The 24,828-nt window shown below is 59.5% G+C and carries 24 protein-coding genes; 14 read left to right on the plus strand and 10 right to left on the minus strand.

Annotated features, from left to right (window positions below):
* Positions 1 to 212 precede the first annotated feature (212 nt).
* The gene (locus tag ABLN87_RS08055) at positions 213 to 863 is read right to left on the minus strand and encodes a histidine phosphatase family protein (protein ID WP_353008862.1); all 651 of its coding nucleotides are present in this window, start codon (positions 861 to 863) and stop codon (positions 213 to 215) included.
* 135 nt (positions 864 to 998) lie between these two features.
* Between ABLN87_RS08055 and ABLN87_RS08060 the strand changes: the two genes are divergently transcribed.
* The 4 genes from ABLN87_RS08060 (at position 999) to gcvP (ending at position 6,996) form a co-directional block, all read left to right on the plus strand.
* Complete coding sequence (locus tag ABLN87_RS08060) at positions 999 to 2,195, plus strand: Zn-dependent hydrolase (protein WP_353008864.1); 1,197 nt, start codon at positions 999 to 1,001, stop codon at positions 2,193 to 2,195.
* Positions 2,196 to 2,484: 289 nt separating this feature from the next.
* A complete protein-coding gene (gene gcvT, locus ABLN87_RS08065; RefSeq protein ID WP_353008867.1) occupies positions 2,485 to 3,579 on the plus strand; it encodes a glycine cleavage system aminomethyltransferase GcvT in 1,095 nt (364 codons plus the stop codon).
* A 17-nt stretch (positions 3,580 to 3,596) separates the two neighbouring features.
* On the plus strand, positions 3,597 to 3,962 hold the full coding sequence (gene gcvH / locus ABLN87_RS08070; protein WP_353008599.1) for a glycine cleavage system protein GcvH: 366 nt from the start codon (positions 3,597 to 3,599) through the stop codon (positions 3,960 to 3,962).
* A gap of 178 nt (positions 3,963 to 4,140) precedes the next feature.
* A complete protein-coding gene (gcvP, locus tag ABLN87_RS08075; RefSeq protein WP_353008600.1) occupies positions 4,141 to 6,996 on the plus strand; it encodes an aminomethyl-transferring glycine dehydrogenase in 2,856 nt (951 codons plus the stop codon).
* A 36-nt stretch (positions 6,997 to 7,032) separates the two neighbouring features.
* On the opposite strand, the gene ABLN87_RS08080 is transcribed toward gcvP, so the two are convergent.
* A complete protein-coding gene (locus ABLN87_RS08080) occupies positions 7,033 to 8,274 on the minus strand; it encodes a cytochrome-c peroxidase (RefSeq protein WP_353008868.1) in 1,242 nt (413 codons plus the stop codon).
* A gap of 42 nt (positions 8,275 to 8,316) precedes the next feature.
* Between ABLN87_RS08080 and ABLN87_RS08085 the strand changes: the two genes are divergently transcribed.
* Positions 8,317 to 8,787 (plus strand): tetratricopeptide repeat protein, encoded by a 471-nt coding sequence (locus ABLN87_RS08085; RefSeq protein ID WP_353008871.1) that lies wholly within the window; start codon positions 8,317 to 8,319, stop codon positions 8,785 to 8,787.
* Between the two features lie 31 nt (positions 8,788 to 8,818).
* Here ABLN87_RS08085 and dctP read toward each other — a convergent pair whose 3' ends face one another.
* Genes dctP through ABLN87_RS08115 form a run of 6 tightly spaced genes read right to left on the minus strand, consistent with a single transcriptional unit; the run spans position 8,819 to position 14,394 of the window.
* Complete coding sequence (gene dctP, locus ABLN87_RS08090) at positions 8,819 to 9,880, minus strand: TRAP transporter substrate-binding protein DctP (protein ID WP_170533639.1); 1,062 nt, start codon at positions 9,878 to 9,880, stop codon at positions 8,819 to 8,821.
* A 24-nt stretch (positions 9,881 to 9,904) separates the two neighbouring features.
* Entirely contained in the window at positions 9,905 to 11,194 is a 1,290-nt protein-coding gene (locus tag ABLN87_RS08095) for a TRAP transporter large permease (RefSeq protein WP_170533636.1), read from the minus strand.
* Entirely contained in the window at positions 11,195 to 11,782 is a 588-nt protein-coding gene (locus ABLN87_RS08100; RefSeq protein WP_353008874.1) for a TRAP transporter small permease, read from the minus strand.
* Positions 11,783 to 11,834: 52 nt separating this feature from the next.
* The gene (locus tag ABLN87_RS08105; protein WP_353008876.1) at positions 11,835 to 12,350 is read right to left on the minus strand and encodes a flavin reductase family protein; all 516 of its coding nucleotides are present in this window, start codon (positions 12,348 to 12,350) and stop codon (positions 11,835 to 11,837) included.
* Entirely contained in the window at positions 12,350 to 13,240 is an 891-nt protein-coding gene (locus ABLN87_RS08110; protein ID WP_353008879.1) for an aldo/keto reductase, read from the minus strand. The genes ABLN87_RS08105 and ABLN87_RS08110 overlap by 1 nt, the downstream gene beginning before the upstream one ends.
* Positions 13,240 to 14,394, minus strand: a complete 1,155-nt coding sequence (locus tag ABLN87_RS08115) for an LLM class flavin-dependent oxidoreductase (protein ID WP_353008881.1) — start codon at positions 14,392 to 14,394, stop codon at positions 13,240 to 13,242. Before ABLN87_RS08115 ends, ABLN87_RS08110 begins: the two co-directional genes overlap by 1 nt.
* 106 nt (positions 14,395 to 14,500) lie before the next feature.
* Here ABLN87_RS08115 and ABLN87_RS08120 point away from each other — a divergent pair, with 106 nt between their 5' ends.
* From ABLN87_RS08120 to ABLN87_RS08140, 5 genes are all read left to right on the plus strand, one after another.
* On the plus strand, positions 14,501 to 15,211 hold the full coding sequence (locus tag ABLN87_RS08120; RefSeq protein ID WP_353008882.1) for a GntR family transcriptional regulator: 711 nt from the start codon (positions 14,501 to 14,503) through the stop codon (positions 15,209 to 15,211).
* An 11-nt stretch (positions 15,212 to 15,222) separates the two neighbouring features.
* Positions 15,223 to 16,320, plus strand: a complete 1,098-nt coding sequence (locus tag ABLN87_RS08125) for a Gfo/Idh/MocA family protein (RefSeq protein WP_353008884.1) — start codon at positions 15,223 to 15,225, stop codon at positions 16,318 to 16,320.
* A 159-nt stretch (positions 16,321 to 16,479) separates the two neighbouring features.
* Entirely contained in the window at positions 16,480 to 17,634 is a 1,155-nt protein-coding gene (locus tag ABLN87_RS08130; protein WP_353008886.1) for a phosphoserine transaminase, read from the plus strand.
* A gap of 57 nt (positions 17,635 to 17,691) precedes the next feature.
* On the plus strand, positions 17,692 to 19,287 hold the full coding sequence (gene serA / locus ABLN87_RS08135) for a phosphoglycerate dehydrogenase (RefSeq protein ID WP_353008889.1): 1,596 nt from the start codon (positions 17,692 to 17,694) through the stop codon (positions 19,285 to 19,287).
* 117 nt (positions 19,288 to 19,404) lie between these two features.
* Positions 19,405 to 20,139 carry a metallophosphoesterase family protein gene (locus ABLN87_RS08140; RefSeq protein ID WP_353008890.1) on the plus strand — a complete coding sequence of 245 codons (735 nt, stop codon included), beginning with the start codon at positions 19,405 to 19,407 and terminating at the stop codon, positions 20,137 to 20,139.
* Here ABLN87_RS08140 and ABLN87_RS08145 read toward each other — a convergent pair.
* Complete coding sequence (locus tag ABLN87_RS08145; protein WP_353008892.1) at positions 20,129 to 21,646, minus strand: malonate--CoA ligase; 1,518 nt, start codon at positions 21,644 to 21,646, stop codon at positions 20,129 to 20,131. The genes ABLN87_RS08140 and ABLN87_RS08145 overlap by 11 nt on opposite strands.
* Positions 21,647 to 21,803: 157 nt before the next feature.
* Here ABLN87_RS08145 and serB point away from each other — a divergent pair, with 157 nt between their 5' ends.
* The 4 genes from serB to ABLN87_RS08165 are packed head-to-tail and all read left to right on the plus strand — an operon-like array spanning position 21,804 to position 23,814.
* Positions 21,804 to 22,682, plus strand: a complete 879-nt coding sequence (gene serB, locus ABLN87_RS08150; RefSeq protein WP_353008894.1) for a phosphoserine phosphatase SerB — start codon at positions 21,804 to 21,806, stop codon at positions 22,680 to 22,682.
* Positions 22,683 to 22,725: 43 nt separating this feature from the next.
* The gene (locus tag ABLN87_RS08155; protein WP_170533604.1) at positions 22,726 to 23,055 is read left to right on the plus strand and encodes an ArsR/SmtB family transcription factor; all 330 of its coding nucleotides are present in this window, start codon (positions 22,726 to 22,728) and stop codon (positions 23,053 to 23,055) included.
* The gene (locus tag ABLN87_RS08160) at positions 23,043 to 23,471 is read left to right on the plus strand and encodes an SRPBCC family protein (protein WP_353008897.1); all 429 of its coding nucleotides are present in this window, start codon (positions 23,043 to 23,045) and stop codon (positions 23,469 to 23,471) included. Before ABLN87_RS08155 ends, ABLN87_RS08160 begins: the two co-directional genes overlap by 13 nt.
* Before the next feature lie 22 nt (positions 23,472 to 23,493).
* Positions 23,494 to 23,814 (plus strand): YciI family protein, encoded by a 321-nt coding sequence (locus ABLN87_RS08165; RefSeq protein ID WP_353008900.1) that lies wholly within the window; start codon positions 23,494 to 23,496, stop codon positions 23,812 to 23,814.
* A 5-nt stretch (positions 23,815 to 23,819) separates the two neighbouring features.
* Here ABLN87_RS08165 and ABLN87_RS08170 read toward each other — a convergent pair whose 3' ends face one another.
* Positions 23,820 to 24,818, minus strand: coding sequence for an asparaginase (locus ABLN87_RS08170; protein ID WP_353008902.1), 999 nt, complete (start codon positions 24,816 to 24,818; stop codon positions 23,820 to 23,822).
* Positions 24,819 to 24,828 lie beyond the last annotated feature (10 nt).

Raw genomic sequence — 24,828 nt, forward strand, 5'->3', positions numbered from 1 at the left:
AAATCGTGTCTTTGTGAAATCGTAGTGATTGCTGGCGTTTGTCGCGCTCGAAGTTTCTGTATCGACTACGAAGATGTAGTTGGGCGCGATCCAGCCGTAGCCTTCCTCGTCTTCCAGCTGGCACTCGTACGTTACAGGTTCAGCACAGGCTCCGTTTGCAAAGAATGCGGTGAGTAAGGCCGCCACAAAATACTTCATTGAACTCCTGCTCCCTACAGGTGCGTCTGTGCGAATTGCCGATCAGGCGTTTCCAGATGCGGAACGGCGTTGAACAGAACCGGGCTGAGATGCGCGCCAATCGGATGCAGACGATGCATCGACGTGTTCATGATGGCAAGTGCGACGCGGGCCATGGATGGGATATCCAGCCCCATCGCCTGCCGCACCACCATCGAGATCAACCCGCCTGAGGTGACAACGATGGCGGGCCCACCTTCGGTTCCGATGTCCCGCAGCGCATCGCTGACGCGGGTTTCGAATTGTTCAAAGGTCTCGGGTGCGTTTTCGATCTCGCCGTTGGCCCAGGCGGCAAAGGTTTTGGGCAGGTGTTCTACGAAGCCTTCGCGATCTGTGGGGATGGCAACACCATGCTGATCCTCGAACAATTGCGCGAGGGTGAAGTATTCGATCTCATTCAACCGCGGGTCACGGATCGGGTCGGTTAGCTCCATGCTCGCCGCTGTTTCGGCGTGCCGGGTCAGCGTTCCGCTGTAGACGCGGGGATAATGGCTGCGCGTGTCGCGCAGATGCGCGCCCAACCAACGGGCCTGCTGATGCCCCAGATCGCTCAGCTTGTCATAGTTCGCCTCGTCCCGCGCCGCCGTGTTGGCCTGCCCGTGCCGCACCAATGTAATATGTGACATGTCGGTCCCTCTTATGCGGATGTCTTAGGGCAGGTTCCGGGCCGGGGCCAGAGGGGTTTCCTTCTGGTGGCAAAAAATCCTTACAGCTTCATGCGTTCTGGCTATGGTTGCCGCAACTGCGCTTTTGGAGGACCTATGAGCATCGATCCAAATCGTTTTCTGGCCGATCTGCACAAGCTGCGCGAATTCGGGGCGTCGGGTATTGGCAAGGGTGTCGTGCGTCCTGCCTATTCCCCAGCGGATATTGCCGCACGAAAATGGCTGGCGGGTCGTATGGGCGAAGCAGGGCTTGAGCCGCATTTTGATCCAGTTGGGAACCTGTTTGGACTTGCCCCGGGCACGTCGTTGCTGATGGGATCACATTCCGATAGCCAGCCCGAGGGCGGCTGGTTGGACGGGGCGCTGGGCGTGATCGCCGCGCTTGAAATTGCGCGGTCCAGCGATCAGCCGATCTCGGTTGTCAGTTTTCAAGATGAAGAGGGTCGCTTTGGCGTGACCACCGGATCAGCTGTCTGGTCAGGTGGGCTGCCGCTGGAACAGGCCGATCAGCTGACCGACGGCTCTGGCATCACCTTTGGCGCGGCTCGATCTGCGATGGCAGAGCTATCAAAGGGTTTTGTCGAACCATCCCGGTTCCGCGGTTTCATCGAGATGCATATCGAACAAGGCCCCGCGCTGGACGCGGCGGGTCAACAAATCGGTGTTGTCTCCGATATTGTCGGAATCCGGGATATGTCGATCACCTTTGAAGGGCAACAGAACCATGCGGGTACCACGCCGATGCATCTCCGGCGTGATGCGTTTCAGGCTTTGTCTCTGTTTAACGCACGGCTCAATGACCGGTTCCGCAACGTGGTAACCCCTCAGACCGTCTGGACCATCGGGCGGGTCGATTTGCACCCCAATGCCTCCTCCATCGTTCCAGGGCGCGTCCGGTTTTCGATGCAATGGCGTGATGGCGATGGGGACCGGCTGATCCGCATGGAGGAGATCATTCGAGCCACCGCGCAGCAGGTGGCGGACGAGCTTAGCATGACCCTCAGCTACGGCCCGATGCTGGGGCTAGAGCCGGTAGCCATGGACCCGATCCTGCGCGCGGCGTTGGAGCTTGGTGCGGAACAGGTCTCACCCGAGAACTGGCGCGGAATGCCATCGGGTGCGCTGCATGACGCCACCAATGTCGCCCGCCTGATGCCAGTTGCGATGCTGTTTGTGCCTTCGATCGATGGAATCAGCCATGATTTCGCCGAGGATACGACCGAGGATGACCTGATCGCTGGTCTTTGCGTGTTGGAACATGCAGTAAGAGCTTTGGCTGGGCGATCCGAATAAGAGACATGGAATATCTAGACTTCCCAGCGTATTGACCCTGGGGTAAGTATCCTTGGCGGGGTCGCGCCTTTGACTAATTTCGGTGAAGCGCAGGGCCAATTGCAACGAGTGTTGCCTAACGGAAAAAAGTTTCCTATAGGAACATTATTAATGCATACGCCCGTATACCGGTTTGCCGCAACAAAGCCCCACTGTCAGAATCCGGGGCTGAATCGTTGCAAATTTTGCAGCTTGGGTCAGACTGATGCGCATGCGTTGCGACCATTAGAGACGAAAGGCAGTACCCGCCATGACTTCACCGAAGCGCACCCCTTTGTACTCTTTGCATGTTGAGTTGGGAGGTAAGCTGGTTGATTTTGCGGGTTGGGAGATGCCTGTTCAGTATCCGTTGGGGATCATGGGGGAGCATAAGCAGTGTCGTGAGAAGGCGGCTGTGTTTGATGTGTCTCATATGGGTCAGGTGATTTTGCGCGGTGAGAATGTGGGCGAGAAGCTGGAAGCTTTGTGCCCGCAGGCTTATGCGACGCTGAAGGAAGGCAAGGCGCGGTACGGGTTCTTTACGAATGAGGACGGCGGGATCATGGATGACCTGATCGTGTCGAATGCGGGCGATCATTACTTTGTGGTGGTAAACGCGGCGCTGCGCCATCAGGATATTCCGCATATGAAAGCGAACCTGGACGGCGTTGAAGTGACCGAGATCTTCGACCGGGCGCTGGTTGCGGTGCAGGGTCCCAAAGCCGAAGACGTGGTGGGCGCGCTCTGCCCCGCGGCGCGGGATCTGAAGTTCATGGAAACCACCGTGGCGGATATCAACGGCGTAGACTGCCGTATCTCGCGCCTGGGCTATACCGGCGAGGACGGGTATGAGATTTCGATCCCCGAAGATAAGGCGATCGAGATCACCCGCGCCTTCCTGGCGCATGAGGAGTGCGAACCTGCGGGTCTGGGCGCACGCGACAGCCTGCGGCTGGAGGCCGGGCTGTGCCTCTATGGCAATGACATCGACCAGAGCACCTCGCCGATTGAAGCCAGCCTTGGCTGGGCCATTCAGAAACGCCGCAAGGAAGAGGGCGGCTTCCCGGGCGCGGATCGCGTGCAACGCGAACTGGCCGAGGGTGCCGCGCGCAAGCTGGTGGGCATCAAGCCCGATGGCCGCGCCCCGGCGCGTCAGGGTGTTGAGATCCAGTGCAGCAACGGCAACACCATCGGTCAGATCACCTCGGGCAGCTTTGGCCCCACGGTGGGTGGCCCGGTGGCGATGGGCTACGTGTCCGCAGGCCATGGTGAGCCGGGTGAAAAGGTCAATCTGATCATCCGGGGCAAGGCGCAACCGGCGCAGATCGTGGCGCTGCCCTTTGTCACACAGAATTACAAGCGTTGAAGCCAGGAGAGAGAGACATGGCAACCTATTATTCCGAAGAGCATGAATGGCTGATGGTCGAGGGCGACACCGCCACGCTGGGCATCACCAAACACGCGGCTGAACAGCTGGGCGAAGTGGTCTTTGTCGAGCAGCAGGAGGTGGGCGATGAGTTCGAGAAGGATGGCGAGATTGGCGTGATCGAATCCGTCAAAGCGGCGTCCGAGCTTTATGCGCCAGTTGATGGTGAGATCACCGAGGTCAACGAGGCGCTGGCCGACAATCCCGGCGCGCTGAACGACGACCCCGAGGGCGAGGCCTGGATTTACAAGATCAAGATCACAGACGCGTCGCAGCTTGAAGATCTGATGGACGAAGCGGGCTACAAAGCCTTCATCGGATAAACCCAAACGGCGGGTCCTTGCACGGATTCGCCCCTTCTTTCACCTGGAGCCGCTGATTTGGGGCTCCGCCCGTTCGGGCCTGAATCTGTCCACTGGACAGATTCCAAGACGGCCCTCACCCCACGCCGGAGGCATCCGCCACAGCGGCCGGGCGAGACATTCCTTGAGGAGCGCACACATGGCCTTCAAACTGACCGACTACGAAGCCTATGACTTCGCCAACCGCCGCCATATCGGGCCCAGCCCGACCGAGATGCGCGACATGCTCAAGGTGATCGGCTTCAAGACGCTGGACCAACTGATCGACGCCACGGTTCCGCCTGCGATCCGGCAGAAAGAGCCGCTGGACTGGGGACCGGCGATGACCGAGCGCGATGCGCTGTTCTACATGAAAGAGGTGGCGAGCAAGAACAAAGTTCTGACCTCGCTGATCGGTCAGGGCTATTACGGCACCACCACGCCTGCACCGATCCTGCGCAACATTCTGGAAAACCCGGCCTGGTACACCGCCTATACACCTTATCAGCCCGAGATCAGCCAGGGCCGTCTTGAGGCGCTGTTGAACTTCCAGACCATGGTCAGCGACCTGACCGGGCTGGACGTGGCCAACGCCTCGCTGCTGGACGAAGCCACCGCCGCTGCCGAAGCCATGGCCATGGCCAAGCGCGGCGGCCGGTCCAAGGCCAACAACGCGGCTTTCTTTGTCGACAAAAACTGCCACCCGCAGACCATCGCGGTCATTAAAACGCGCGCTGAGCCTCTGGGCATCGACGTGCAGGTGGCCGACCCGGACACGCTGGACGCAGGCGCGGTCTTTGGCGCGATCTTCCAATATCCCGGCACCCATGGTCACGTGCGCGACTTCACCAAGGAAATCGCGGCGCTGCACGAACATAAAGCCATCGCCATTGTCGCTGCCGACATCCTGTCGCTGGCGCTGCTGAAATCCCCCGGTGAGATGGGTGCGGATATCGCCATCGGCTCGACCCAGCGCTTTGGTGTGCCGATGGGCTATGGCGGCCCGCACGCCGCCTATATGGCAACCACCGACAAGCTGAAGCGCTCGATGCCCGGCCGGATCATCGGCGTCAGCATCGACAGCCGGGGCAACAAGGCGTACCGCCTGTCGCTGCAAACCCGCGAACAGCATATCCGGCGTGAGAAAGCCAACTCGAACGTCTGTACCGCGCAGGCGTTGCTGGCTGTCATTGCCTCAATGTATGCAGTCTATCATGGCCCCGACGGCATCAAGGCCATCGCGCAATCGGTGCACCGCAAGACCTCGCGCCTGGCCGCCGGTCTGGAAGAGGCAGGCTTTGCCGTTGAACCGGAAGTGTTCTTCGATACCATCACGGTTGAGGTCGGTCCCCTGCAGACAACAGTGATGGAGGCCGCCGTGGCGCGCGGTGTGAACCTGCGCAAGGTCGGCGAGACCAAGGTTGGCATCAGTCTGGACGAACAGACCCGGCCCGAGACCATCGAGGCCGTCTGGGGCGCCTTTGGCATCGACCGTCAGGATGACAGCTCGAATGTCGCTTATCGCCTGCCCGATTACGCGCTGCGCGAAAGCGCCTACCTGACCCATCCGATCTTCCACCAGAACCGGGCCGAGGCCGAGATCACCCGCTATATGCGCCGTCTGGCCGACCGCGACCTGGCGCTGGACCGGGCAATGATCCCGCTGGGGTCCTGCACCATGAAGCTGAACGCCACGATCGAGATGATCCCGGTTACCTGGCCCGAGTTCGGCAACCTGCACCCGTTCTGCCCCGAAGATCAGGCGCAGGGTTATCACGAGATGATTGCCGATCTGAACGACAAGCTGTGCCAGATCACCGGCTATGACGCGATCAGCCAACAGCCCAACTCGGGCGCGCAGGGGGAATATGCGGGTCTCTTGACCATCCGCAACTACCACTTCGCCCGCGGCGAAGGGCAGCGCAATGTCTGCCTGATCCCAACCTCGGCGCATGGCACCAACCCGGCCTCGGCCCAGATGGTGGGCTGGCAGGTGGTGCCGGTTCTGGCGGATGAGAATGGCAATATCGATCTGAACGACTTCCGCGCCAAGGCCGAGAAGCACTCCGATTATCTGGCCGCCTGCATGATCACCTATCCGTCCACCCATGGCGTGTTCGAGACCACCGTGCAGGAGGTCTGCCAGATCACCCATGACCATGGCGGTCAGGTCTATATCGACGGTGCCAACATGAACGCCATGGTGGGCCTGTCGCGTCCGGGTGACATTGGCGGTGACGTCAGCCACCTGAACCTGCACAAGACCTTCTGCATCCCCCATGGCGGCGGTGGCCCCGGCATGGGTCCGATCGGCGTCAAGGCGCATCTGACCGAGCATCTGCCCGGCCATCCGGAATATGGCACCGCCGTCGGTCCGGTCTCGGCCGCGCCCTTTGGGTCTCCGTCCATTCTGCCGGTCTCATGGGCCTATGTGCTGCTGATGGGTGGTGCGGGTCTGACGCAGGCGACCAAAGTGGCGATCCTGAACGCCAACTACATCGCCGCGCGTCTCAAGGATGCTTATCCCATCCTTTATACCTCCGAGACCGGTCGTGTGGCGCATGAATGCATCCTCGACACCCGCCCCTTGGACGCCGAGGCGCATGTCACCGTCGACGATGTGGCCAAGCGTCTGGTCGATTCAGGCTTCCATGCGCCGACCATGTCCTGGCCGGTGGCAGGCACCCTGATGGTCGAGCCCACGGAATCGGAACCCAAGGCCGAGCTGGACCGCTTCTGCGACGCCATGCTCTCGATCCGGGCTGAGGCACAGGACATCATCGACGGCACCATCGACGCGGACAACAACCCGCTGAAAAACGCCCCCCACACGGTGCGCGATCTGGTCGGTGACTGGGACCGGCCTTATAGCCGCGAACAGGCCTGCTTCCCCCCAGGCTCCATGGGCGTCGACAAATACTGGTCCCCCGTCAACCGCGTCGACAACGCATATGGCGACCGAAACCTCGTCTGCACATGCCCTCCAATGACCGAATACCAAGACGCCGCCGAATAAAAAACTACAACACCCCCCCGACAAGGGGGGGCCACTTTACGGCTTGAAATCTTTGGGCACACCAAAAGGCGGTGTGTCCAAGCTCGTGCCTGTCAGGGCGTTCAGGAACGCGATGAGGGTGTTGATTTCCGTGTCGGTAAGAACCACCGGGGAAATGTCGATTGTGTTGCGCACACGCTGCGTTTCGAACCGGTCTTGCCAGACGACAAAATCCGCTTTTTGCAGCCACGGGACCGCGGGCAGGGCCGCCGAGTCCGGTGTCCAGTTCGAAAGGCTGGCCTGCGGGTTCAAATGGTGGCGGATCATCGTGTCCAGATCGGGGAAGGCGCCATTATGGCCATAGGGTGCGGTCAGGGCGACGTTGCGGAGCATAGAGGTGCGGAAGCGATAAGCATCCTCGATCCGGTTGCTTTCGCCCATGCGGCCCACATCGCGGGCGTATGGGTCCCATTGGCGGGTTCGTCCAGGGCCAAAGGGAGGCAGGCCCAAGGCATGAAATTTCTGGTCTGTCATCAGCGGGCCGGCATGGCAGGTCGCGCAATTGGCCTTGCCATAGAAAAGGCTCATACCGGCTTTCTGAGTGTCCGTGAGCGCCGTGGTATCACCCGCCAGATACTGATCAAACGGGCTGTCGGTGCTGCGCCATTCGATGGCCATGAATGCGGCCAGGGCATTGGCGATCTGTGTGATCGTGATGTCTTCGGTGTTTTCGACTTCGTCGAATGCCTTTATCATCGCCGGTCCGTAACGCGGATTGGTGCGGACGCGTTTGGCCAGAATGGGCCAGCCCAGATCGATTCGGTCGGCGACCGCTCCGGTTACCTGATTTTCGCCGACATTCCCGGCCATCTCGAATTGCGACGTCAAGGGAAACAGCGCCTGCGCGGCGAGCAATGAGTTCAACCCTTCGGGCAACCATTCCTGCGCTGGTGAATTGAAGCCGTTGCCGTAGACATCCGATATGCTCAGGCGACCATCGTGAAACACTGTGTGGATGTCCTTAGCGCCGAGGTTCCACAGCCCAGGTGAATTGCGGGGAATGCGCTTGCGGATTCTATCGATCCCGGTACCGGGTGTGCGATCCGGGCCCAGACCCTCTCCACCTTCGCCGATGCCCAAAGACAGCCCATCCGAGGTGCCGAATTCCGGGTGATGGCAATGGGCGCAGCTGATGTTCTGGTTGCCCGACAGAATCGGATCGTAAAACAGTTGATGACCAATAGCGGCCTGTTCCATATCAAAGGGGATGAAATCAGCATCCGTCAGCGAGCGCGGCAAATCCTGCGCCGCTGCAGCCCCGGCCAGAAGGAAAGCAGCCCCGTGCGTCAGTTTGTATATGCCCTTTGCCTGTTCGCATCCCCGGCGCTGGCCGAGTTGGAACAGGCGCGCGACATGATGGAAGCTGGGGAATTTGAGGCCGCGCGTGAGGAGCTGTTGCCAGCGGCACGGTCCGGCAATGCCGAGGCCGAGGAGCTGATCGGGGTGATGTACGGGCTGGGCCTTGGGGTCGAGCAGGATTACGAGCGGGCGTTTGAATGGTATTTGCGCGCCTCGATGAAGGGGCATCCGGGGGCGCAATCGGGTGTTGGCTGGTATTATGAGCTTGGTCTGGGCATACCCGCGCCCGATCTGGTGCGGGCCTATATGTGGTACACGCTCAGCGCCATTGGCGGCGATCCCGATGCCGCGATCAGCCTTGAGGAAGTGGTCAAGAAGATGTCGCCGGAGCAGATCCAAAGGGCGCATGTGCTGGTGAACGACTACAAAGGGTGGATGTACCCGTTTCGGTAAGGGCCGGGCCTTAGGGGCCCGACCCGTTAGCTTAGTTCAGGTCCGCATCGCGCGATGCGTTGACATCGGCCTCAGCCGCTGCAACTGCATCGGTCAGCGCAACAAAGATCTCATCACCGCGGGCAACGTTGGACTGGAACCAGTCATAAACCGGAGTAGCGGCTTCTTTGAACGCGGCCTTCTGATCGGGTGTCAGAACATAGAGGTCACCGCCACCGGCGACGAAGTCTTCATAGGCCTGAATCGACTTGCGCTTGGGCGAGGCAAAAGTGGCCTGTTGTAGCGCATAGAAACCGTCGACGACTACGCGGCGCATGTCCTCGGGCATCTCCTGGAACTTGGCGTTGTTCATCCACCATAGCGCGCCCATATAGGCGTGGCCGTCCAGCGTGACATATTGCAGGCCCGCATCCGGGAATTTCATGCCCATGATGTCTGTGATGCCATTTTTGGAACCCTCAACAACGCCAGTCTGGAAACTGGTGAACAGTTCAGGCCACGGGATCGGGGTGGGCGATGCACCCAGCGCCTTGACCAGTTCCTGCGGCAGGTCGGCAACCACGGTGCGGATCTTCAAACCGTCCATATCGGCAGGCTCGGCAATGCGACGCTGCGTGTTGGCAAAGTTGCGCCAGCCGCCGGTGTTGCCGATGGTCATCAGACGGATCGCGCCGCCGGAATCTTCAAGTGCCATGTCACGCATGGTGCGAGTGAAGTCGCCGGACAGGACATGTTCCGCAATGCGGTCATCGGCCATCAAATAGGGCAGGTCCAGAACCTGCACGTAAGGAAAGATGCCGGACGCGCCGCCCGAAGTTGAGATATAGATATCAATGGTGCCGTCAGCCACACCTTGCAGGCATTCCGCACCGTTCGAACACAGCTGCGTGCCGATGAACAGTTCCACCTCGATGGCGCCGTTTGACGCGGCCTCGACATAGTTTTTGAAGACGACCAGACCGTCATAGTCCTCATCGTTTTCATTCGAGTTCGCGGTGGCGCGCAGCGTGTAATCGGCTGCGGTCGCCGCAATGGCGGATGCCGCCACTAGTGACGTGGCAACCGCTGCGGTTTTGATGAAGTTTCTGAGCATGCGTTTCCTCCCTATGGGTCTCAGTTAGTTTGCAAATCCCGTTATCCTCGGGATCGTCATGGATATTGCGGGGATATAGGTGATCAGAAAGATCACGATGATTTCAACAGCCAGGAACGGCAGAATGGCCTTGGCGATGGTCTCGACCTTCTCGCGCGATACGGCAGCGGCCACGAACAACACCAGCCCCATGGGCGGCGTGGCCAGACCAACGGTCAGATTGACGCTCATGATGATCGCGAAATGGATCGGATCAACGCCGAGACTGGTGAAGATGGGGCCAAGGATCGGACCAAGGATGATGATCGCCGGGCCCGCATCCAAGAACATGCCGACGACAAACAGAAGCAGGTTGATCAGGAACAGCAGGATCAAGGGGTTTTCTGACAGGCTGAGGATCAGCGAGGCCAATTGTTCCGGCGCGTGGCTGAGGCTGACAACGGTTTTGAACGCCATCGCGGCCCCGACCAGCAGTAGAACCACGGCCGAGGTCAGGCCTGCATTGCTGAGGATCTCGGGCACCTCTTTCAACGTCAGCGTGCGCAGGACAAAAAAGCCGATGATGAAGGCATATCCTACAGCCACGGCGGCGGCCTCGGTCGGGGTGAAGATACCGCCCAGAATTCCGCCCAGAATGATCACCGGAGTCAGCAGCGGGAAAAACGCTTTGAGGCTGGCCTGACGCCGTTCACCCCAGGTGTATTTGCGGCTGGCGACGGGGAAGTCATACTTGTCGGCCATGAATTTGATCATCAGCATCAGGCCGACGCCGACCATCACGCCCGGCACAATACCGGCCAGGAACAGTGCCGCGACGCTTTCACCCATGACATAGGCATAGATGATCATGATGCCCGAGGGCGGGATGATCGGGCCGATCACAGAACTCGCCGCTGTGATTGCTGCGGCGAATTTGCGGGTGTAGCCCTGTTTTTCCATTGCCGGGATCAGCATTGACCCAAGGGCCGAGGTATCAGCCACCGCCGATCCCGAGAGGCCCGCGAACAGGATCGAACTGAGGACATTCACATGCGCCAGACCACCGCGCAGGTGGCCCATCAGGGCTTGGCTGAACTCGACCAAGCGGATGGTAATACCGCCGCGGTTCATCAACTCTCCGGCCAGCATGAAGAACGGGATCGCCATCAGCGGAAAGCTGTCCATGCCATTGTAGACATTGCGATACAGCAGCGTGATGTCGTTCGTCTGGCCGTTTAGCCAAAGCAGGATGCCAGGTGCGGCCAGCAAGGCGAAGAAGACCGGCAGGCCGATGATGAGGAAAACCAGGAAGGTGGGCAGGAACCAGATCAGCATCTATTCGGCCCCCGCAGGTGCATCAGGAATTTCAGGCAACAGATGTCCGCCACCCATTAGGGTCACGACAGAACGCAGGACCAGCTCGATATTCACAGAAATCAGCAGGATGACCCCCACCAGCAGTGAGGCCATCATCCAGCTGCGTGGGATGCGATACCATTCGTCGAACCCGAAGGAGGTGGGCAGGTACAAAGCAGCAGTGGCGAATTTACCGCCAAATCCGGTGACCTCGGACCATCCAATGTTAACAGCGACCAGCAACACCGCCAGTGAGACCACCAGCAGGAACAGGGTCAGTACCTGCCCGACAATGCGCGGCAGCATCAATGGCACCATGTCGATGGCCACAAAGCCACCGCGCCGAAAGGCGGTGGGGGCCATCAGGCCGGTCATCCACAACATACAGAATCGCGCGGCCTCATCCGGCCAGGGCAGAGCATTGCCAAGAACGTATCGAAAGAACACCTGGATCAGGATTGCAATCACCATCAATGCAATCGCAACGACGCCAACCGCGCGGCCCAGTCGCAGCACGGTTTCGTTCACGAATGCAATCGGCGCTAACGCCGATGCCAGTCCGCCCATGCGGATCCTCCCATTTCGGCCGCAGGTTTTCCCCGCAGCGGTTCAACCACGCTTATTGATGCGCGAATTGGCCGAGTTTCCCGGCGTAAAAGGTCAGCGCGTCTCCATCCGCCATGCTGGCCCTTAGGACTTTACCCACCACGATCACGTGATCGCCCGCATCGTGATAGGCATGTTGTTCACATTCGAACCGCGCCAGACAATCCGACAGCAAAGGCGTGCCGTTCTCGCAGCGCTCATGTTCAATCTCGCGCAGCGCATGGGCATCTTTGGAACACCCAAAGCACAGCTCGGCTTGTTCGGACGATAACACATGCACGGTGAAATGGCGGGCTTTGTGAAAATAAGGAAAACGGCGCGAGTTGCGGTCTCCGGCCCACATGATCAGGGGCGGGTCCAGCGAGAGCGACGAAAAGCTATTGGCGGTGATGCAAACCGGGCCATCAGTGCTGTCGCAGGTCACGATGGTGACGCCTGTGGCAAACCGCCCAAACGCATCGCGCAGGGTGCGGGTGTCGTCCTTGTGCGGAACGAAGGTGTGGGTCATGTCCTTTGAGATTGCATTCATCATGGTACCTCATGCCCAAGTGCCGCCTCATAGAGACGATACCAGCTTTCGCGATCCAACTTGACCTTCAGAGCGTCCGAGATGGTTTTGATGCGGTTCAGGTTATTTGTGCCCATAACCGGCAGGATGTTTGCGGGGTGGGCCAACAGGAACGCCACCGCGACGGCGGCACGATCCACTCCAAACTCGGCTGCGATCTCATCGGCAACGACGCCCACGGGCGGGTTCCCGGCCATCAGAAGGCCGCCGCCCAGAGGCGACCATGCCATGATCGGTTGCCCATGCTGTTGGTGAAATGCCAGATCGCCATTGGTGAATGGGCTGATCTCGCCCAGAGAGATTTCAATCTGGTTGGTGACCAGTTGCGTTTTCATCGCCGATTGCAGCAGCGACCAGTCCCATGGGCGGAAGTTCGACACGCCGACCGCGCCGACCTTGCCGCTGGCGACAACTTCATCCAGTGCGGCACCGGTCTCATGGTGGTCCATGAACGGGTCGGGGCGGTGGATCAGCAGCAGGTCGATATGGTCAATCGCCATCTCCGACAGAGACGTATCGACGGACTTCAGGATATGGTCGCGCGAGGTGTCGTAGTATTTGACCTTGGCGTCCGAATACCGGCCCATCGGCGCGACGATGTCACATTTGGTGACGATCTCCATCTTCTGGCGCAGGCTGGGATTGGCACGCAAGGCATTGCCCAGAACAGCCTCAGCGGCGTAGCCGCCATAGATATCGGCCTGATCGAAACTCGTAATGCCCTGATCCAGACAAGCCTGTATCTTGGCCTCGACATGGCCCACGGACGTGTCGCTGTCATCGCCCAGCCGCCACATGCCATAGACAAGACGGCTCATTTCCAGCGTGTCGGATAGTTTCACACGTTGCATCAGCGACGAACTCCATTGCCCAGCGCCGTCGCCGGGGTGTTTGCAGGGACCCGCCCGTAGGCTTCGGGCAGAGAGCAGGTTTTCAGGTTGGGCATCACGCGGGCACCAAAATGCTTGGCCTCGTCCATGTGCGGATAGCCCGAGAAGATGAAGGCGCGGATACCCATCTTCTGGTATTCTTCGATCTTGGTCATGACCTGATCGGTCGAGCCCACCAAAGCCGCGCCACAGCCGGAACGTGCCCGGCCCACGCCCGTCCAGAGACCCGGTTCGACATAGCCGTATTCATCCGCCAGATCGCGGTTCTTGGCCTGATGCGCTACACCCAGCGAGGTGGAATCCAGCGCCCGTTCGCGGATCGCGCGGCCATATTCATCATCAAGTTTCGAAACGATGTAATCCGCATATTCCTGCGCCTCGGCCTCGGTATCGCGGACGATCATGTGGACGCGCAGGCCGTAATCCAGCGTGCGGTTGTAGTTCTCGGCAACTGCGTGAACGGCCTTCATACGCTCGGCCAGCTGGTCCTTGGTTTCGGGCCACATCAGGTAGACATCGCAATGCTCACCGCACAGATCCAACGCAGAGGGAGAATAACCACCGAAATACAGCAACGGCCCGCCGGTCTGGTACGGTTTTGCCGGGTCAGTGGTCAGGCCTGAGAAGTTATAGACCTCACCCGCATGATTGATCTCATCCTGCGTCCAGGCCTGTTTCAAAATCTCAACCACCTCGCGCGAGCGCTGGTAGCGGAACGCGCTGTCTGCTTTCTCGCCCGGGAAGTCAGAAGAGATGATGTTGACAGTCAGCCGCCCTTGCAACATGTGGTCCAGCGTCGCAATGGTGCGTGCCAGCATGATCGGCTGCATCTCGCCACAGCGCACAGCGGCCAGCAGGTTGATCCGCTCGGTGATCGGGGCGCATCCCGCGACGAAACTCAGCGTGTCCTGGCCTACCTGATAAGACGACGGGCACAGGATATTGCGGAATCCCTGCGCTTCGGCCTCTTTGACGATGCCGGAACAATGATCCCAGCTGGACCGTAGATTGCCGTCAGGTACGCCAAGAAACTGGTAGTCATCCGAGCAAAGTGCTGCAAACCACGAAACCTCGGCCGCATCCAGATCGGGGGATGTGATGGGGACGATGGTCATATGATTCAAACTCCGTGCATCTTTGACTTTCCTCTTGCGTAGCAAGCACATTGATGTAGATCAATAGTGTATCAATTTTTCCTGCGACCCAGTGAAGCGCGCGCAAGTGACCACGAACAACCGAAACCCCAATGCCTTGCCGATCTATGTTCAGATCGCAGAGCTGCTGATCCGCGAAATCGCGGCAGGTCGCATGATTGATGGCGAGCGTCTGCCGCCGGAACGGGACATGGCGGCCGAGCTCAAGGTTTCGGTCGGGACGTTGCGAAAATCGCTCGCCGAGCTTGAGAAAAAAGGGATGCTGGAGCGGATACAGGGCTCGGGCAACTATGTGCGCGAGACCGGAACGCAAAACAGCGTCTACGCGATGTTCCGGCTGGAGCTGCCCGAAGGTGGTGGCCTGCCGCGCGCGGATATCCTGTCTGTGGATCAGGTCGACAAGCCCGCCGATCTGCCTGAATTCGGGGCATCAGGCCGAGGCTCACGCGTGCGGCGGATGCGCTATCTGAATGACACAATCATCGCGGTTGAGGAGATCTGGCTGGACGAATCAGCCGGTCGGATCGATCGCAACCTGCTTTCCGACTCGCTCTATCGCTATTATCAGCACCAGCTTGGGTTCTGGATCACGCGGGCGGAAGACAGGGTCTCGGTCGGGAAACTGCCCGGCTGGACGCCTGAGACTTTTACCAAACCTGCCGGGGAAACGGTGGGGTATATCGAGCGGTTCAGCTGGTCGGAAAAGGCCGAACCCGTCGAGTTTTCAAAAACATGGTTCGATCCGGATCGGGCCACCTATGTCCAACGTCTGAAGTAAAAGGAAAACGCATGACCCGGACCATCCACTACGGGCTGATCGGATGCGGCATGATGGGGCAGGAGCACCTGCACAATATCGCTTTGCTGGAGGGAACGTGCGTTGCGGCGATCTATGAACCCGATCCGGACATGGCAGCGACCGCGCAGGCCATTGCGCCAGAGGCCGCGATCGTCGGGTCGGTGCAGGAATTTCTGTCGGTCGAGAATCTGGATTGCATCGTCATCGCCAGCCCGAACCATCTACATGTGGATCAAATCTGTGAGATTGCAAATACGCGCCCATTGCCGTTGCTGGTGGAAAAGCCCCTGTTCACCGATCCGGCGGATGCCGCGCGGCTTGAGCAGGTGCAGCGGGACTATCCCTATCCGATCTGGGTGGCGATGGAGTATCGTTATATGCCGCCGATCGCCGCCTTGATTGATCAGGCGGGTGTGACGGGCGGCGTACAGATGCTGTCGATCCGTGAACATCGCTTTCCGTTTCTGAGCAAGGTTGGCGACTGGAACCGGTTCAACCGTAACTCCGGCGGGACCTTTGTTGAGAAATGCTGCCACTTCTTCGACCTGATGCGTTTGATCCTGCATTCCGACCCGGTGCGGATCACCGCCAGTGGCGGGCAGGCAATAAACCACTTGGATGAAAACTATGGTGGCGAGACGCCGGACATTCTGGATCACGGCTATGTGCTGGTCGATTTCGCCAACGGGGCGCGGGCGATGTTGGAACTTTGCATGTTCGCCGAAGGATCGCGATATCAGGAAGAGGTCTCTGCCGTCGGCTCTAGGGCCAAGATCGAGGCGTTGGTGCCCGGTCCAGGTCGGTTCTGGCCCGATCATTTGGGCAAGCCGCCGGTGCCACAGCTGATTGTCAGCCCGCGTGATCCTAAAGGACCTGTGTCAAAAGACATCCCGGTTGACCCCAAGTTGCTGGCGGCTGGGGACCACAATGGCTCGACCTTCTATCAGCATCAGGGATTTTTGGAACTTGTACGGGGTCAACGTGCTGCCCCGGATGTCTCGCTTCAAGATGGGCTCTGGGCAGTTCGGATGGGGTTGGCGGCGCAGCAGGCGCTGACCACTGGAGAGACAGTTCGTTTTGACCCGTGATGCCGATAGGAAACCTGTGTTCCCGATAAACGCGATTTCCAGTGTCGTTTTTGACATCGGAAAGGTCTTTTCTGCTTGCTGAGAGGTTTTTGAGGCAATAGCTCTGCCCGTGGGACACCCCTCCCCAACGAGGGGCGTGTATCTGGAAGGGTAATACAGATGAGCATTGAACAACCGGCGACGCGGCCGGCGAATCCGCGTTTTTCCTCGGGCCCTTGTGCCAAACCCCCTACATTTGAGCTGTCCAAACTGGCCGACGCTGCCTTGGGTCGTTCGCATCGCGCGGCTGTTGGCAAGGACAAGCTGAAGGCGGCCATTGAAGGCACGCGCGAGGTGCTGGGCATTCCGGCGGACTACAAGATCGGCATCGTTCCCGCCTCGGACACCGGCGCGGTTGAGATGGCGCTTTGGTCATTGCTGGGTGAGCGCAAGGTCGAGATGCTGGCTTGGGAGAGCTTTGGGTCTGGTTGGGTCACCGACGTGGTCAAGCAACTGAAGATCGACGCTGAGGTGAAGACCGCAGATTACGGGCAGATCGTTGATCTTGCTTCGGTCGATTTCTCCAATGACGTGGTGTTTACGTGGAACGGTACGACTTCGGGCGTGCGGGTGCCGAATGGCGATTGGATCGCCGATGACCGTCAGGGCTTGACGATCTGCGATGCGACCTCGGCGGCCTTTGCGATGGACTTGCCCTGGGACAAACTGGATGTGACCACCTTCAGCTGGCAGAAAGTGCTGGGCGGCGAAGCGGCTCATGGAATGCTGATCCTGAGCCCGCGCGCAGTGCAGCGGCTGGAGAGCTACACGCCCGCATGGCCGCTGCCGAAGATTTTCCGCCTGACCAAGGGTGGCAAGTTGATCGATGGTATCTTTACCGGGGCGACGATCAACACGCCGTCGATGCTCGCGGTTGAAGATTACCTGTTTGCGCTGGATTGGGCACGCTCGGTCGGCGGGTTGCAGGGGTTGATCGCCCGTGCCGATGCCAATGCCGGTGCGGTTCACGCCTTCTGCGACAAGAACGATTGGATCGCCAATCTGGCCGAAGATGCGGCAACGCAGTCGAACACCTCGGTCTGCCTGAAATTCACAGATGGGCGCATTCAGGACGGTGCAGCCTTCGCGAAAGCCGTGGCCAAACGGCTTGAGGTCGAGAATATCGCCTTGGACATCGGTGCCTATCGCGACGCGCCTGCGGGCCTGCGCATCTGGTGCGGCGGTACGGTCGAGACCTCGGATATCGAGGCGATGCTGCCATGGCTGGCATGGGCCTTTGAAGCCGAGATCGCATCGCAGTCTGAGGCTGCCTGACTTTTCACCGGGCCGTCCAAGGCCCGGACCTTCCATACAATTCAAGGACCAGAGAAAATGGCCCCCAAAGTACTCGTATCTGACAAGCTCAGCGAAACCGCCGTGCAAATTTTCCGCGATCGTGGAATCGACGTGGATTTCATGCCCGATCTGGGCAAGGACAAAGACAAACTGGCCGAGGTGATCGGCCAGTATGACGGTCTTGCCATTCGTTCGGCCACCAAGGTTACACCGACCATTTTAGAGAAGGCCGACAAGCTGAAAGTCATCGGCCGCGCCGGGATCGGCACCGATAATATCGACAAGGATGCGGCCTCGAAAAAGGGCGTAATCGTGATGAACACGCCCTTCGGCAACATGATCACAACCGCCGAGCATGCAATTGCGATGATGTTTGCCGTCGCGCGGCAAATCCCCGAGGCCAGCACCTCGACCCATGCGGGTAAATGGGAAAAGTCCAAGTTCATGGGGATCGAGCTGACCAACAAGACCCTCGGCGTGATCGGGGCGGGCAATATCGGCGGTATCGTTTGCGAACGCGCGCTTGGCCTGAAGATGAAGGTTGTCGCCTATGACCCCTATCTGGGCGAAGAGAAAGCCGCCCAGATGGGTGTTGAAAAGGTCGAGCTGGATGAGCTGCTGGCCCGCGCTGACTTTATCACTCTGCATGTTCCGCTGACCGATCAGACCCGCAATATCCTGAGCCGGGAAAACCTCGCCAAAACCAAGAAGGGTGTACGGATCATCAACTGTGCCCGTGGTGGTCTGGTCGACGAAGAAGCCTTGGCTGAGGCGCTGCAATCCGGTCATGTTGCAGGGGCGGCCTTTGACGTGTTCAGCGAGGAACCGGCCAAGGAAAACGCCCTTTTCAACCTGCCCAACGTGGTCTGCACGCCTCACCTTGGCGCGGCAACGACCGAGGCGCAAGAAAACGTGGCACTGCAAGTGGCCGAGCAGATCTCGAATTACTTGCTGACCGGTGCTGTGGAAAACGCACTGAACATGCCCAGTGTGACGGCGGAAGAGGCCAAGGTCATGGGCCCATGGATCAAACTGGCCGGTCACTTGGGGAGCTTCATTGGCCAGATGACGGATGAGCCGATCAAGGCGATTAACATCCTTTACGACGGTGTCGCCGCCGAGATGAACCTGGCCGCGCTGAACTGCTCGGTCGTGGCGGGGATCATGAAGAAGTTCAACCCCGAGGTGAACATGGTCTCGGCCCCAGTCGTGGCCCGCGAGCGGGGTATCCAGATTTCGACCACCAATCAGGACAAATCCGGTGCGTTTGAGGGTTACATCAAAGTGACCGTGGTGACGGAAAAGCGCGAACGCTCGATTGGTGGGACCGTATTCAGCGACGGCAAGCCACGGTTCATTCAGATCAAGGGTATCAATATCGATGCCGAGGTGGGCGCGCATATGCTTTACACCACCAACGAAGACGTGCCGGGCATCATCGGTGCGCTGGGCCAGACCATGGGCGAGAACGACGTGAATATCGCGAACTTTACCCTCGGCCGGTCCGAGGCGGGTGGGGAGGCCATCGCGCTTCTCTATGTGGACGAGCCGGTCCCGGCCGAAGCACGCGCCAAGCTGGCCGAGACGGGTCTGTTCACCCAGATAAAGCCGCTGGAGTTCGATGTCGCCTGACCGGTGTTGAATTTCTGAGACAATCCATACCCGCGCCCCACGAGGCGCGGGTATTTTCTTTTCCTGCCCAAAGATTTGCGCGACAAGCCAGACATTCAGTTTGATGGAGGGCGTTCGATGCCATCCCCTGTTTACGCAATTGGCGATATTCACGGCCAGCTTGAGATGCTGCAACAGGCGCTTGACCGGATCGAGCGCGACGGCGGACCGGACGCCCGTGTGGTGTTCCTGGGCGATTATGTGGATCGCGGTCCGGACAGTCGCGCGGTTCTGGATCTTCTGGCCGCGGAACACCGCGCCGCGCGAGATTGGGTCTTTCTGCTGGGCAATCATGACCGGATGTTTGCCCGTTTCCTGAATGATGGCTCCACGGCCGAGGCCAAGCTGCGGGTCGGAGAACACTGGCTGCATCACCGTCTCGGCGGGGCTGAGACCTTGGCGTCTTACGGTGTGGAATTCTCGGGCGATGATCGTATCTATCGGCTTCTTGAGCGGGTGCGAGATGCTGTTCCGCAGGCTCATATCGACTTTCTGAACAGCCTTGTGACACATCATCAGGAAGGCGAGGTGTTCTTTGCCCATGCAGGCATTCGTCCGGGTGTCCCCTTGACGGACCAAACCGAAGAGGATCTGGTTTGGATACGGGGCGAGTTTCTGGACGATCCGCGCCCGCATCCCTGTCTGATCGTGCACGGGCACACGCCTGCCCAACGGGCCGAGCATCATGGAAACCGGATCAATCTGGATGGTGGAGCCGGGATGGGCCGACCGTTGGTTCCTGCGGTGTTTGAAGGTCGCGACTGCTGGTTGCTGACCGAAAATGGTCGTGTGCCGCTGACCCCTAGCCTTTGACGAACCGATCCCTGAATTGCTCGCGCAGCGCGTTTTTCTGCACCTTGCCCATCGTATTGCGCGGCAGGGCGTCCATCAGGATCAACTCGCGCGGGTGTTTGAACCGGGCGAGGTCGTTTTGAACCGAGGCCATGATCGTATCAAGATCCGGGGTCTGACCCGGCAAGGGCACGATGATCCCCAGAACCGTCTCGCCGAAATCCGGGTGCGGTACGCCGATCACGGCGCTTTCCAACACGCCGGGCTGGTCGTCCAGCAACAGCTCGATTTCCTTGGGGTAGATGTTGAACCCGCCCGAGATGATCAGGTCCTTGCCGCGTCCGACAATGTGAACATAGCCATCCTTATCCACCCGACCCAGATCGCCGGTGATGAAGAACCCGTCCTCGCGCAGTTCGGCGGCGGTTTTTTCAGGCATCTGCCAGTAGCCGCTGAACACGTTCGGGCCGCGCACCTCGATCATGCCGATCTCGCCCTGCGGAAGGGTCTCGCCGCTGTCCTGATCGGTCACTTTCAACTCGACATCCGGCAGGGGAAACCCGACCGTCCCCGCGCGGCGTTCGCCGTCATAGGGGTTCGAGGTATTCATGTTCGTCTCGGTCATGCCATAGCGTTCCAGAATGCGATGGCCTGTGAGGGCCTCGAACTGCTCATGGGTTTCCGCCAGCAACGGTGCCGAGCCCGAGATGAACAGCCGCATATGTCGGGTCAGATCACCGATAAAGTGCGCGTCGCCCAGCAGGCGAGTATAGAAGGTGGGTACCCCCATCATCGATGTTGCCTGCGGCATCAGGCGCAGCATGTCGTCCAGATCAAAATTAGGCAGAAAGATCATCGACCCGCCCGAGGCGAGGATCACATTCGTCGCCACGAACAGCCCGTGCGTGTGGAAGATCGGCAGCGCGTGCAGCAGCACGTCTTGGCGTGTGAAACGCCATTCCCGCACCAGCGTTTCTGCATTGGACAGTAGGTTCGCCTGTGTCAGCATGGCCCCTTTGGACCGCCCCGTGGTGCCCGAGGTGTAAAGGAACGCGGCCAGATCATCATCAACCCGGTTCACTGTCTCGAAATGGGTTGGCATGGTCTGTGCGTTTCGCATCAGACTGCCGCTGCCATCACCGTTCAGTGTTTCCACCTTGGCATTCTGAGCGTGTGCGACAAGGGTCAGTTCGGTCTCATTGGCTGTATCGCAGATCACTAGAGAGGCGCCGCTGTTTTCGATGAAATAGGTCAGCTCCGCCGTTTTATAGGCTGTATTCAGCGGCAGGAAGATCAGCCCGGCCTGCGCGCAGGCGGCATAGAGCGCCAGCATCTGAGGTGACTTTTCAACCTGGACCGCAACCCTGTCACCTGGATTCAGCCCAAGCGCCGTCAGCGCATTGGCGATTTGCGCGGCCATGTTCAGGAACGCGGCGTGTGTGATGGTGTGGCCATCGGGCAGGTATAAAAAAGGCGTCTCTTTCCCCGCATGGATGCCGAACAAACGATCATAAAGCGGGTTGCCCATTGTCTACTCCCTTTGGTGCGCTGCGCCCTGAACCTGACTTGGAAATTTGAGGCGGACAAGACCCGATTCCCAGATATTTCCAGGGCGAAGGCCCATCCAACGCTGGCGAAAATGCTGCACCTGCGATATGCGCAAGACAGTTTGCCGGAGACCTGAGATGTTTGTTGCCACTTTGCTGACCAACCCCACCGCGCCCGCGCTGGATACTGCGCTGGTCGAGTCGTTGCGAAACGCGTGGGCCGGCGAAGAGATCATCTGGCTCAGCCCTGATGAAGCGGCAGAATTCAACCTTTCAACCCCTCCTGGCAATCAATGGGAGGTCTGGGCTGACTTGCAGGCCATGGGCGTGGATCTTGTCGTGCAGCCTGTGGATGGGCGGCGCAAAAAGATGTTGCTGGCTGACATGGACAGCACGATGATCCAACAAGAATGCATTGATGAACTGGCCGATGAGGCGGGTGTCGGCGAGCGCGTCAAAGACATCACTGCGCGGGCCATGAATGGTGAACTGGATTTCGAAGGGGCCCTGATCGAACGAGTTGGCCTGTTGAAAGGTCTGGACGAGGCGGTGATTGATCAGGTGTTGAACACAAGGATCACCTTGATGCCCGGTGGGCGCGCCCTGGTGGCAACCATGCGTGAAAATGGTGGATATGCCGCGCTGGTCTCGGGCGGGTTCACGGCCTTTACCGCGCGTGTGGCCGAGTTGATCGGGTTTGATGAGAATCGGGCCAACACGCTTCTGGCCGCGGATGGCAAACTGACAGGAGAGGTTCAGCGCCCGATCCTGGGGCGCGAGGCCAAGGTTGAATCGCTGGAGCGGATCACTGCGCAATTGGGGATCGCGGAATCGGATGTTCTTGCCGTGGGTGACGGGGCGAATGATCTGGGCATGTTGCATCGCGCCGGAACGGGTGTGGCGCTACACGCCAAACCCTCGGTCGCGGCAGAGTGCGAGGTGCGGATCAATCACGGGGATCTGACGGCGCTGCTGTATTTGCAGGGCTATTCACGCGCAGAGTTTGCTGTTTCCTAGAACTAAGCTTTCTTTTATTTAACAGCTATGTTAAATAGCGGTCATGAACACGCTTCTGACCGCCTTTTCCGCTTTATCCGACGCCACGCGGTTCTCGATTGTCGAGCAGTTGATGGCCGATGGGGAATTGCCTGCCGGTGATCTGATCGACGGCAAAGGCATGTCGGGGGCCGCAATCTCACGCCATTTGAAAGTTCTGCGCGAGGCCGGGCTGATCCAACAACGCGTACAGGGTACGCAGCGCCTGTATTCGGTGCGGTCCGAAGGTCTGCGGGCGATTGCGGATTGGACGATCTCGAAGCGGCAATTCTGGGAAAACAGCCTGGATCGTTTGGGCGACATTTTGGAAAGGGAAACCTCATGGCCGACCTGAAACTCGAACGGGAGTTTCCCGTTGACTCTGAAACTTTGTTCGCGTGGGTCTCGGACGGGGCGAAGCTGTTGCAGTGGTGGGGTCCCGAGGGCATGCATGTGCCCGAGCATAATCTGGATTTCTCACGCACCGGGCCCTGGTATTCGGTGATGCAGAATGCCGAGGGTCAGCAATACAAGGTCTCGGGCCATGTCACCCATGTCGATCCGCCAAACTCGGTCGGGTTCACCTGGGGCTGGCATGACGATCAGGATCAGCGCGGGGCCGAAAGCCATGTGACCCTTACCGTCACCGCCTCTGGTGCCGGATCACGGCTGGTTCTGGATCACCGCGAACTGGCCGATGCCGAGGCCGTCGCAAACCATAACAAAGGCTGGACATCGTCGCTGCGTAAACTCGAAGCGCAGTGCAAATAGGGTTTCATCAGGGAGGAGCGATATGCCCCAATATTTGTTTGTCTATCACGGGGGCCATACCCCCACCGACCCCGCCGAGATTGAGGCGACCATGGCCGCCTGGGGCGCATGGTTTCAGGACATGGGTAAGGCTTTGGATATCCCCGGCAACCCGGTCGGACAATCCTATACCGTCAGCAGTAGCGGTGTCGTCGATAATGGCGGTGCCAATCCTGCTTCGGGCTTCACGGTCATCAAAGCCGATAGCATGGATGCCGCGACCGAGATGGCCAGGGGCTGCCCGATGGTTGTCAACGGTTCAGGCTCGGTCGAAGTGGCCGAGGTGCACGAGATCGAAATGTAACTGGCTTAACCGGGAAACCCTGGCGCGGGCCGGATCACGCCACATTCCAGCCCTCGGCGGCTGTATTGCGTGGCGTTCATGAACTTGCGGGTGGCCGGGTGATCGGCCTCCAGTACGCCAAGACTGACAAGGATGGCCGCAATCGCGCATTCACTGGCGCGGGTTGTGCCATCGGTGATTTTCAGGGCAACGCCCATGCGTTTTTCGGGGATGATGGCCACAAACACGGCCTCGGCCCCGGTTTTGATCGCGGCGCGACCATCCATGGCGCGCATCAGCTCGGTGCAGGCACGCGTCTCGCCTGCGACTAGATCCGGATGCCGGATCATGGCCGCCGTCAGCTGCTGCGCGGCATCGCTGGACCGGTCCGAGCGGTCGGCGGCTGACGCAAACCAGGCCATGGAACGAGCAAGGCCAGCCAAAGACGTGGCGAAATTCGGCGCCGAGCAGCCATCAATCCCAGAACCGGGGCTGGTTTCGCTCGTGGTTTCTTCGACTGCAGCCAGACAGGCCTGCTGAACCGGATGGTCGATTTCCAGATACTCAGGCCCTGCCCCCATATGCTGCGCCAGGGTCAGAAACCCGCAATGTTTGCCTGAACAATTGTTATGAATCTGACAGGGCGTGTCGTCGGCCAATATCAGCCGGTCGCGTGCCGCTGTATCCGCCGGTTCCTGCGGGCCACAGCGCAGATCGGGCTCTGACAGTCCCAGATGATCCAGCCAGGCGGTCACGCGATCCGTGTGAATGGCAGCCCCGTTGTGTGACGCGCAGGCCAGCGCCAGATGCTCGGAATTCAGCCCGTATTTTGCCGCCGCCCCGGAGGTGACCAAGGGAAGTGCTTGAATCATCTTGGCGGAAGAGCGCGGATAGATCACTGCGTTCGGGTCCCCCCAGCTTTGCACAATCTGGCCGGTATCGTCGCAGATGACAGCGTGGCCCAGATGCAAGCTTTCCAGCAAAGGACCGCGCCACAGTTCTGTCATCGGGATAGGCTGCGTCATCGGGACCTCC

The organism is Ruegeria sp. SCP10 (assembly GCF_040329495.1).
Lineage (GTDB): Bacteria > Pseudomonadota > Alphaproteobacteria > Rhodobacterales > Rhodobacteraceae > Ruegeria.